Origin of the sequence: uncultured Paracoccus sp., assembly GCF_945915435.1 — a bacterium.
Classification (GTDB): domain Bacteria; phylum Pseudomonadota; class Alphaproteobacteria; order Rhodobacterales; family Rhodobacteraceae; genus Paracoccus.
On sequence record NZ_CAMEFG010000074.1, the window covers coordinates 1 to 9497 of the forward strand.

Here is a 9497-nt window from a genome sequence, read left to right on the forward strand (position 1 = left end):
GCAGGATGTTGTAGACCATCACGGCGGCGTTGCGGGTCGCGGTCCAGGTCGCGGGATTGTTCCACCTCTGTGTCCCGCTGCCGCCCGCCGTGCCGTCCCGGCGCGGATCGTAAAGCGGCATGCCGCCGAGGACAAAGCGCGTGGACGGCCAGCTATGATAGACCTCCCGGTCATACTGGAACGTCAGGATCGCATAGCAGATGCCATGCCCGACCATATCGGGGGTCCAGGGCCGCACATGCGGCGCGGGATAGGTCGCCAGAAGGCCCGCATCCGCCGTGGTCTGCGTCCCGTCGTAATAGCGGATCCACGCCCGCCCCTCGAACCGCCCGCCGATGCGCTGGCCATAGGTCGCGTGGGGGTTGGCGGTCAGGACCTCGACATATTCGCCGTCGATCATCAGATCCAGCAGGTCATGGCCCGGCGCGCCTGCCAGTTCGACCACATAGGTCAGGTAGGCGTTGGGTGTCTTGCCTGCCCATCCATGCGACATGGGCGGGCAGACCAGCGCGCCGCTGGTGGCGAATGCACCCAGGATGACGGCTTCGGGATTGGTCCCGCCCGTCATGGTGCTGGACGTGCGCATGCCCGCCTGCTGGCCCTCGGGCTTGCCCATCAGCGCGGTGGACAGGGCAGACAGGGCAACCGAGGTCAAGAGCCTGACGCCGACGGCACCCAGCAGGGTGCTGCCAAAGGCCGCGCCCGCGACCCAGCCACCGAACATCGCGCCACCAGCCGCCGCGAAAGCAGTGCCCGCGCCGACGCCAAGCGCACCCATTACAAAACCAGCAGCAGCAGGCATGGATCAGACCTCGAAGAACTTGATTGCGGCGCTGGCCGGCACCAGCGAAAGGCCCTGCGGGCCGGTGACATAGACATGGGTGCCCTGCACGATGCCGAGGGCCGGTCCTTCCTCGGTCCTGACCACGGCCAGGTCCCCGATGCGGGGGGCGTCCGTCTTGCGAAACAGCGATGCCGCCAGCGCGATATGGTTCTCGTATCCCGCCTTGCGCAGGATGCGGATGCCGCCGCGTGTCGTCGTGTATCGCCCGCGCCATTCGGCGGCCAGGTCCCGCCCCGTCATCGCCTTGACCGCGCCCGCCGCGAACAGCGCGCAATCATGCTGGCCCTCTGCAAAGGGCGTCCGGGCGACCTCGGCCAGATAGGCCGTCAACTTCGCGCGTCTGTTCATCGTCCGCTGTCCTGCTTCTGGAGGCCTCGGAACCCCTTCATGAGTGCGACGCCCTGAAATACGGGGACCGGCTTGCCGATCCGCTCACCCCATGCGGTATCCACCGCGCCCGAGATATCGCCATAGCGGCGAAACCCATCCCCCGGATTGCGGGCGGTCAGCGCCGCGTGGCTGCGCTTGAGCGTCAGGCTGCGGGTCAGCGCCCATGCCGCCGAAACCACGGTGATCTCGCAGGTCGCCTCGCCGCCCTCGGCTGGCATGGTGATCGGCGCCGCGATGATGTTGCCCTTGAAGATGCGGATGGGATCGGCCAGCGGGGCCTGCGTGTCGGGGTCGAAATGCCATTCGTGGATCTCGACCGGGGCCAGACGGGGGTCGTAGACCCGCAGCGCCTCGACAACCTCGGGGGCCAGCGGCGATACCGATATGCGATGCTGGCGCACCTCAAGCCCCGCGCGCTGCGTGATCGGCTCCATCCCGATCAGCCCGCCCGCGCCGTAATAGGTGCGCGCCTGGCCATCGACGGCGATCTGCTGATGGTCCACGCCGGTCCACAGCCCGATATGCTCCAGCGCGCCGGTGGTGCGGTCCTTGCCGCCAAGCCAGATCAGGATCTCGGTCATGATGGTGCGGCGCGCGGCCAGATGGTCCGCGACCGCAGGGGGCAGATTACGCATGATGCACCTTGAGTTCAGGTAAGAAAAAGCGCCGGGACTCGACTCAAGCCCCGGCGCGTGTCCATCATCAGGCCGCTACAACCCAAAGATGATGGAGATTCGGTATGACCGAAAAGATGGAGATCAACCCGAACGATCAGATCGTTCTAACCCGTGAACCCGGAAATGCCGTGAAATTCAAGGTTCACCTCACCGGCCCCGGCCGTGGGATTTCGGGAAACGCGATGTTTTCAGGAACATTCGAAGAAGCCGTCCAACACATCAAGGATCGGTATCAGGTCGAGTAGCTGGATAGCGCCGCCGATAATCAGCGATCAGCAATTCGAGATATTCCAGCGAAACGGAAACAGGGCCGGTCACCTCGAACAGGGGCCGCCCATCCTTGTCATGGTTCTCTCCGATGCGCCAAACGCTGTCATTTCTATGGGCGTCCTCACCATGGACTTTATAGGTCATAATTATCACCTGATATTCCCGACCTGACTTCACCCTCGGACACCTAACAGACCCATCCAGGATCATGCGGTCGAATGCTTCCGCCGTCAGCGGCGGGCGGGTGTCTTCGGTCATGTCGTTACCTCAAGGTCTGGATGAAACGGATCAGGGACTCTCCCTTATGTTCTCAATGTCTCCGAGATCCGCAGAAGTTTTTTCGAAACGTCTGGCGAGTAAGAAAATTTCAGGTAAGCTACCGGCGCAGAAAGGGCGTATCCATTAGGCAAGCCCTGGTAGATAAGCCGCTTCATGTCATCTCCCCAGGGTTTGGATAAATCGGAAACTGATCGTGCCCGCCACAACCGAGCCGTAATCGGGCCACTGGATCGATCCCGGCTCGATGATCGCCTTGCACACGGGCTTGTAGAGCGTGACCGGCGCGCCAATAGCAACGCCTGGACGCGGGCGCGGCGATACCCGCATGCCCGAGCCAAGGCCGGTTGAGGTCAGGTCCATGACGCGGTGCAGGGCGTAACGAACGGGATTGCTGCCATATGCGAACGACAGGAAATCCCCGCGCTGGAAGCGGTATCCCGATGGAAGGTTGCGCAGTCGAATCCTGTCGCTCGACACTGCCGCGATTTCCGGGTTGTGCCCCGCGATGATGCTGCCGTCCGGGTCATGGGCATTGCCGCAGGGAAACGGGTGGATCAGGAACGGGTCGCCCGCGCGGTCGAGTTCTTCGATTTGGGCTTGCAGAGCGGCCACCGCACGGCGCCCTCGCACATAGGCCGTCACCTCGCCTCGCCACAGTTGATGCCCAAGCACGGAGGACAACACCTCGCCTGATCCTGTCCGGCTGTGCTGGCGGACGCCGGGCAGGTAGAACCTGCTATCGACCGTCGCACGGAAGGTGTCGAAGAAATCCGAGAGGGAAAGAGGATCGGCCATTAGCGGGTCCACCTTGGCCGGGCGTTGATCTGCTTGACGCGCTTGTCCAGCGCTCCGTCGTATTGGCGCACATGCGCTTGCGAAATCTGGACGCTTTGTCCTGCCGCCGTTTCGAGAATGCGGGCCTCCAAGCCCTCCCCCAGCATGATCTGCACCTTGCTGGTTCCGCCCGCGTCCGCAGCGCGACCCATCGCCGGAATGGACGGCAGACGGGGCATGGCTGGCGCACCGACGTAGCCGCCATTGGCGTAACCCCGCAGGCCCCTGCGCATGGCGTCGAACGCCGCAGGGCCGCCAGCACGGCGCACGCTGTCGGCATCCATGACGTATTCGCCCCGGTGGACAACGCCAGCCGGTTCGTGGCGTCCGCCGGGGCCTGTATAGCCGCCTTGCGCAAATCCCAGCCACGACAGCAGCCCGACGCTGCGCTTGCCACCGCCGCCGGGGATCAGGCCGGAAAGCATGTCGTGGATGCCCGACCGCATCAGGTCGGACGCGATCTGTTTGAACACCTGGGCCAACCCGTCGCGCAGGCTCTCGCCCGCCACCAGCGCCCCGGCCATCGCATCGGCGATGCCATCGACCGCCTGTTCGAATTTCTGATGCGCCAGTTCCCCCGCCTCAAGCTCTGCGGTCAGTTCCCCGACCTTCTCGGCCTGCGCAGCGATCTGCTGGAACAGTTTCTCATTGACCGGGATGCCGCGCTTCTTGGCCTCGTCCAGCATCGCCCATTCAGCTCGGGCGCGGGCGACCTCCTGCGTGGACTTGCCGATGAGGGCGATCTCGCGCTCCAGGTTCTGAAGGTCGCGCTCGACGTCCTCGAACAGGCCGGGTTCGGATTTCTTCTTCGCGCCCTTGCGGCCACCGCCCGAACGTGCGGAACGGCCTTCCTCGGCCCGGCGGGCGTCAGCAGCGGCCTGTTCGATGGCAAGCTGTTCGGCCTGTTCGCGGGTCAGAGCAGCCCCTGCTTTCGCCGCGTCCTGCATGATCCGTTCGGTGCGCTTCTCAATGTCCTGACGCTCTCGGGACAGGTTGTTCTGGCGGCGAAGTTCTTCGACATAAGCATCGGTGACGGCGCCCTGCTGAGCGTCAGAGGTGTCGCTGGTGCCTCCTGCGCCTGGACGCATTGCAACTGTTGCCGCGATGGTGGTCGCCGTCTGCAATGCAGCTGCGCGCAGATCGGCCAGCGCAGAAATCGCAGTAGCAACCTTTGCCAGAAAGTTCGACATATTCGGATTGGCGGAACCGATCTCATTCAGCGCGGCCAGCGTATCATCTGCGCTCGACTGACCATCCTCGAATTTCTTGATCAGGTCTGCGATTTGGGACTGAATGTTATCGGTGGTGCCCTGTATCGCCGCGACCCGCTCAACCTGCTCTCGCAGACCCGCCAACGCATCGGATGCACTGTCAATCTCAACCGCAACCCCATCGAACAGAAGCTGCTTCGTAATCGCCTCGGAGCGGAGAGCAACGTCTTGCAGCGCAGCGGCATATTTCTGCGCCTCAATCCCCGCGCCTTGCAAATCGGTCAAGGCAACGCTGTCAGCGAATTGGGCAGCGGAAATCTGGTTGTTCTGATACTGCTTTGCCAGATCGCGCAATTGCTGGACCAGAGGTAGATCGGCTTTATCAAATCGGGCATAGAAATGATCGACCTGCTCAATCAGCTTGTCCAGCTCTCCATCGCCACCTATGAGCCACGATAGAATCGTGCCGGTCCCTTTAATATCCTCAAGGCTTTTCTTGAACCGATCGATTCGGGCAATCTGGTCGTCGGTCCCGATGCCGTCGGCAGCGGCGGCCACATCATCCAAGGCGTCAGCAGTCTCTGGCGCGGTATAAAGCCCGAGTTCTCGAAGCTCATCCCGCATATCCTTGCTGCGTTGTTCAGCCTCTCGGGCGCGTTCGGAATACAGCAGAACACCACCCGCAAGCAGCCCACCCATGACCATACCGAGCGGACCGGCCGCCGCGCTCAACCCGCTGATCGCAGTGCCGACGCTGGCCATTGAAGTCGCCGCCCGCAAGGCAGCACCAAAGCGGATCAGGACGCCGGTGGCGTTGGTCAGGTTGGCGATCATCCCGACAATGGAACGCCCCAGCATGCCAGCCGCCAACACCGCCGCCAGCTTCAGCCCCGCGTCTGCAACCGTGTCGAAGTTGTCAGCGATGACGGTCAGAGCCTCTGCGATCCGGCCCGACATGCCGACAGCATCATCGCCGCGCCCTACATATTCCAGCAGGGCGTTGTTCAGCAGCAGGAAGCCATCCTGAATGGTGCCGGGCATCTCGCCAGCCTCGCGGCGCAGCTTTTCCATCTCCTGGGTGATGCCGAGCAATTCCCGCCGGCCGATCTTTCCCTCAGACCCCAGCTTGCGCAGTTCAGCAGTCGTGACGCCCATCGACTCGGCAAGGGCCTGTGCCACTCGGCCACCTGACGCCACCACCGTATTCAGGTTATCGCCCTGCAAGGACCCCAAGGCCATAGCCTTCGAGAGCGCATCCATCACGCGGGCAGCGGTATCGCCCTTCGCCCCCGACACGACCAACGCGTTATTCAGACTTTCGACAAAATCAAGCTGGCGATCGGTCGAAACCCCGAGTTCGGTCAGCGTGGTCGAGAATGCCAGATATCCCTCGGCGGTCTGCGACAGGTCCGAATAGGTGCGGCGCGCCATCTCGCTGACGCGGCGCATCACCTGCTCGCCCTTTTCCATGCTGCCAGCAGCAAGGTTGACCCGGCTGGTCAGGTCGGTCCATTCGCCGGTCATGCGGATCAACTCGCGGCCACTCAAAGCAGCAACCACCATGGCCAGACCGGACGCCGCCACCCTCGCCGCCCCACCCCATGCGCGACCAAATCTCTGCGCCTCGCCGGACGCCAAATTCATTTCGCGGTTCGCAGCCGATAGGCGCTGAGCATATTGCCGTTTCGTGATAGCGCCGATTTTCAAGGCCCGGTCGAGCCTGGAAACCTCAGCCTCATATTTCTTGGCGGCCCGATAAACAGGATCGTAAGCCTTCGCCAGCCGATCCAGCTCGCGGGCGCTTGCTTTGGCGGCCTGCGTGTCGGTGACCCGCCCCGAGGAGTCCTGAAACGCCTTCTGCGCTTCTTCGCCGCGCTTCCTGAATTGCGCGATAACTTTTTGCGATTCCCGCTCAAGCTGCGCGGCCGAGAATCCCGCAGATATCAGAAGATCTGGTTCATCAACCATCAGAATCCCTCAATCCCAAGTTCGCGCAAACGATGTTCATCCATGGGCTTTCCGCTCGGCCCCGGCTTGCGGCCCTGCGCGAGGGTGTAGCCATCAACGCACGCCATGAATTCCCACGGCGTCATCTTATCCACCTGATCCGGCGCGAACCCCAGGGCTGCGCCTACGCCGTAATAGGAGCTGAATTCCCATTTTCCGTTGGTTCGGGCGGCGGTGTCGGATCCACCGCCAAGGCCTCCCCCACCGGATCATCCTCCGGGCCGTAGAGATATGCTGCCAGCAGCTCCACTGCCGGGGCCTTGAAGCTGATCGCTGGCGTATCCTCGAATGTCCGGTCAACCAGCTTCATCGCCTCGACCGGCGATAGGCCGGCGCCGATCAGGCCGTTGCGCAGAACCTCACGCAACTCATCAATCATCCACCGACCGGTAGTAATCTTGTGGAGAATGAACTCTGGCCCGCAATCGGTCTTTTGCTGAAGCGCCCGAAGCTCACCCAGCCCCAGGCGGAAAGCATGCTCCCCGCCTGGCCAGCGCAAGACAACCGCCTGCATCAGGTTGCTGCCGTGAATTCGAGGCCGTTCTTGAACCGCAGGTTCAAGGTGGTCGTGATGACGCTGCCCTGGTCATTGCCGATGCCGGACAGGCCAAGGCTGGGCAGCATTCCCACCCCATCCATATATTCGGTCTGACCAGCTTCAGCGTTGACGAAATGGAAGCGGACCGGGATTTCCATTTGATCCTTTGCCCAAAGCAGCAACCGGTCACGATTCTGCCGCGCAAGCTGCGCGTTGATGGTCGCGGTCACAGTCTGCGCACCATATGCGGCGATCGTCTTGATCGGCAGGCTCCAATCCTGACAATCGCCAACCAGAGTTTCCTGAATGGCGTTGTCGATCGTCAGATCAATGCCGGTCGCACCGCAGAAATTGGTATAGACTAGGGGGGTATCCGGTTCGAATGCGACCATGACGATGATATCGCCGCGGTAGTGAAGAGAGGGTTCCGCCATCTTACTGTTCCTTTTCGGTCAAACCGGCAGATGCCGGGATCTTGTTGAGGCGCGATGCCGCGCCCGCCTTCACCGCCAGGGCAATGACCCATTCCGGTAATGTCTGAGGGCTATCGCTCGGCTCCACCCGGATCGAGACGCCCTTCCTGTTATCGGTCGCATCGAAGCGCCGATTGAAAATCGCCTTAGCCATTTTTCCATGCCTCTCTGATTGCAGCGCGAACCCGTTCCCGGATGCGCCTTTTGAACTTCACCCGCGCGGCCTTCCACGTGGGGTAAAAGAATGGCTGGGCAGCCGCGCCGGGATGGCCGCTGCCCTGGCCTTGCCTTTTGTTTCGGGACACATCCGCGCCGCCAGCCAGGGAATGAGCTTGGGTGCCGAACTCGACAAACCGGGCGTAAAACGCATCCTTGCTGCCCGCATAGATCTTCAGGCGCAGGGTCGCATATTGATCGCCGCGATTTCGCCCGCTGCGGATTTCGTCGATCATGAAGGTGCCAGGGGGAAGATCGCCCCAGGTCCAGCCGATACTGTCACGCAGCTCACCACTTTTCTCCGGGGCTGCCGCTTTCATCGCGGCCACGATTTCTGTCGCCCCTTCTTCCATCGCCCGCCGCGCAGCATCCACCGCGATATCCGGCACTCTTTTCAACTGCGCCGCGATGCGAGGATTAAGAGACGCCATCCCCGTCCTCCTATGGCGACCTGCCGCCTGACTGAGTGAACACAGGCGATGGTGGGGATCACCCTTCCACCAGCGCCTCGACTTGCACCACGCCATGCACAACTCCGGACGGATCATCCATGACGCGGACCATGATGACGCGCAGCGGGTGCGCAGTCAGCGCATCCTGATCCATCCAGTCATTGAGGGCGGTCGCGACATCATCGATCACATCTTCTGCGTCGCCTTTTCCCGCCCCCGCCGCACCGCTGCACCAGACATCCACCTGAAGCGTGATAGCGCGCACCGCGACACATTGGACCGAGGCATCAGACCAATAGGACGGCCCCAAGGTCACATAAGGAAGGATATCGCCCTTACTGGACCGGTCCCAGACCCGCCCGCCCAAGTCCGGAACCTCGGCCACCAGCCGACCGGCCACAGCACGGCGAAGCGCGGCTCCGGCCCTCATCCGACTGCCTCGACCAGCATTTCAAGAAACCCGCGATCCTGCGTTTCGCGCGGATCTTCCCGCACATCATAGACCCGACCATCAATGATCACTCGCCATTCATTGGTCACAAGACGCGCGTCCGAGGCCGCATTGACTGTTATGATGGCCGGGCTGCGGGATATCATCCGTGCGGCCATAACGGTTTCCGTGCCCTTTAATGGAAGCAAGTTCACCGCCACCTCAAACGCATCAACATAAGAAAGAATGCGATTGCGGTTTGCATCGACGCCCTTTTCCGGCCTCTGGAACAGCGCCCACTTGGTAAGCTGTCCCGCCCTCATGCGATCCACCTTATCTTGAGCGGCGCCAGGATGCGCTGCGCCGAGAGCGGCAGCGCCGTGGCGATGGTGCCGGTCACGACTTCTTCGCGGTTGAGATACCAGTTGCCGACGATCAGCAGCACGGCCATGCGCAACGGCCCCTCGATGTCATCCGGGACGCCCGCCGTGAAGGACAGCCGGACCGGGCGCGACGTGCCCTCGGCCGGCCTGACGATCGACCACGGGTCGCAATCCCGAACCGTGACCGGCAGGGGTTGATCCTGCCCGTCATCGTCGACAAGCACCGCCTCAATGTTGCCGGCATGCGGCAGGGGTAGTTTCAACTCGCCGCCCCAGCCGTCGCGCATGTCGAGGCGCCAGCGTTGCGCCTGGACGCAGCGCCCAAGGACACCGCGGGGGCCATCCAAATAGGCAATAGCGGATGCAACAAGCCCCGAGATGTAACCATCCTCACGGTCCCATGTGACCCGAAGATGCGCCTTTGCCAGATCAAGAGGCACCAGTTCGCCCAGGGGGCCGCCGTCCCGTGTCAGGTTCATTGCGCAGCCTTGTT

At 62.5% G+C, this 9497-nt stretch carries 13 protein-coding genes and 1 pseudogene; 1 reads left to right on the plus strand and 13 read right to left on the minus strand.

The features are described from left to right. From Q0O97_RS16910 to Q0O97_RS16920, 3 genes and pseudogenes are all read right to left on the minus strand, one after another. Positions 1 to 802: pseudogene (locus Q0O97_RS16910) on the minus strand (hypothetical protein); the annotation flags it as partial. A gap of 3 nt (positions 803 to 805) precedes the next feature. Next, positions 806 to 1192: a hypothetical protein gene (locus Q0O97_RS16915; protein ID WP_294932158.1), complete on the minus strand. Its 387-nt coding sequence runs from the start codon at positions 1190 to 1192 to the stop codon at positions 806 to 808. Continuing rightward, positions 1189 to 1869 (minus strand): hypothetical protein, encoded by a 681-nt coding sequence (locus Q0O97_RS16920; protein ID WP_294932161.1) that lies wholly within the window; start codon positions 1867 to 1869, stop codon positions 1189 to 1191. The genes Q0O97_RS16915 and Q0O97_RS16920 overlap by 4 nt, the downstream gene beginning before the upstream one ends. Before the next feature lie 104 nt (positions 1870 to 1973). On the opposite strand from Q0O97_RS16920, the gene Q0O97_RS16925 reads away from it, so the two are divergent. Beyond that, positions 1974 to 2156: a hypothetical protein gene (locus tag Q0O97_RS16925; protein ID WP_294932164.1), complete on the plus strand. Its 183-nt coding sequence runs from the start codon at positions 1974 to 1976 to the stop codon at positions 2154 to 2156. On the opposite strand, the gene Q0O97_RS16930 is transcribed toward Q0O97_RS16925, so the two are convergent. The 10 genes from Q0O97_RS16930 to Q0O97_RS16975 form a co-directional block, all read right to left on the minus strand. Continuing rightward, complete coding sequence (locus tag Q0O97_RS16930) at positions 2131 to 2439, minus strand: hypothetical protein (protein ID WP_294932167.1); 309 nt, start codon at positions 2437 to 2439, stop codon at positions 2131 to 2133. The two genes, Q0O97_RS16925 and Q0O97_RS16930, sit on opposite strands and share 26 nt — an antisense overlap. 177 nt (positions 2440 to 2616) lie before the next feature. Then, positions 2617 to 3255, minus strand: coding sequence for a hypothetical protein (locus tag Q0O97_RS16935; protein WP_294932170.1), 639 nt, complete (start codon positions 3253 to 3255; stop codon positions 2617 to 2619). Beyond that, the gene (locus Q0O97_RS16940; RefSeq protein ID WP_294932173.1) at positions 3255 to 6473 is read right to left on the minus strand and encodes a tape measure protein; all 3219 of its coding nucleotides are present in this window, start codon (positions 6471 to 6473) and stop codon (positions 3255 to 3257) included. The genes Q0O97_RS16935 and Q0O97_RS16940 overlap by 1 nt, the downstream gene beginning before the upstream one ends. Before the next feature lie 163 nt (positions 6474 to 6636). Next, positions 6637 to 7026, minus strand: a complete 390-nt coding sequence (locus Q0O97_RS16945) for a gene transfer agent family protein (RefSeq protein ID WP_294932176.1) — start codon at positions 7024 to 7026, stop codon at positions 6637 to 6639. Continuing rightward, positions 7026 to 7484, minus strand: a complete 459-nt coding sequence (locus Q0O97_RS16950; protein ID WP_294932179.1) for a hypothetical protein — start codon at positions 7482 to 7484, stop codon at positions 7026 to 7028. Before Q0O97_RS16950 ends, Q0O97_RS16945 begins: the two co-directional genes overlap by 1 nt. Before the next feature lies 1 nt (position 7485). After that, complete coding sequence (locus tag Q0O97_RS16955) at positions 7486 to 7677, minus strand: hypothetical protein (RefSeq protein ID WP_294932182.1); 192 nt, start codon at positions 7675 to 7677, stop codon at positions 7486 to 7488. Beyond that, positions 7670 to 8170, minus strand: coding sequence for an HK97-gp10 family putative phage morphogenesis protein (locus tag Q0O97_RS16960; protein ID WP_294932185.1), 501 nt, complete (start codon positions 8168 to 8170; stop codon positions 7670 to 7672). Before Q0O97_RS16960 ends, Q0O97_RS16955 begins: the two co-directional genes overlap by 8 nt. A 58-nt stretch (positions 8171 to 8228) precedes the next feature. Next, positions 8229 to 8621, minus strand: coding sequence for a DUF3168 domain-containing protein (locus Q0O97_RS16965; RefSeq protein ID WP_294932188.1), 393 nt, complete (start codon positions 8619 to 8621; stop codon positions 8229 to 8231). Then, complete coding sequence (locus Q0O97_RS16970; protein WP_294932191.1) at positions 8618 to 8944, minus strand: phage head closure protein; 327 nt, start codon at positions 8942 to 8944, stop codon at positions 8618 to 8620. The genes Q0O97_RS16965 and Q0O97_RS16970 overlap by 4 nt, the downstream gene beginning before the upstream one ends. After that, on the minus strand, positions 8941 to 9497 hold a 557-nt coding region (locus Q0O97_RS16975), incomplete at its 5' end, for a head-tail connector protein (RefSeq protein ID WP_294932194.1). The genes Q0O97_RS16970 and Q0O97_RS16975, both read right to left, overlap by 4 nt.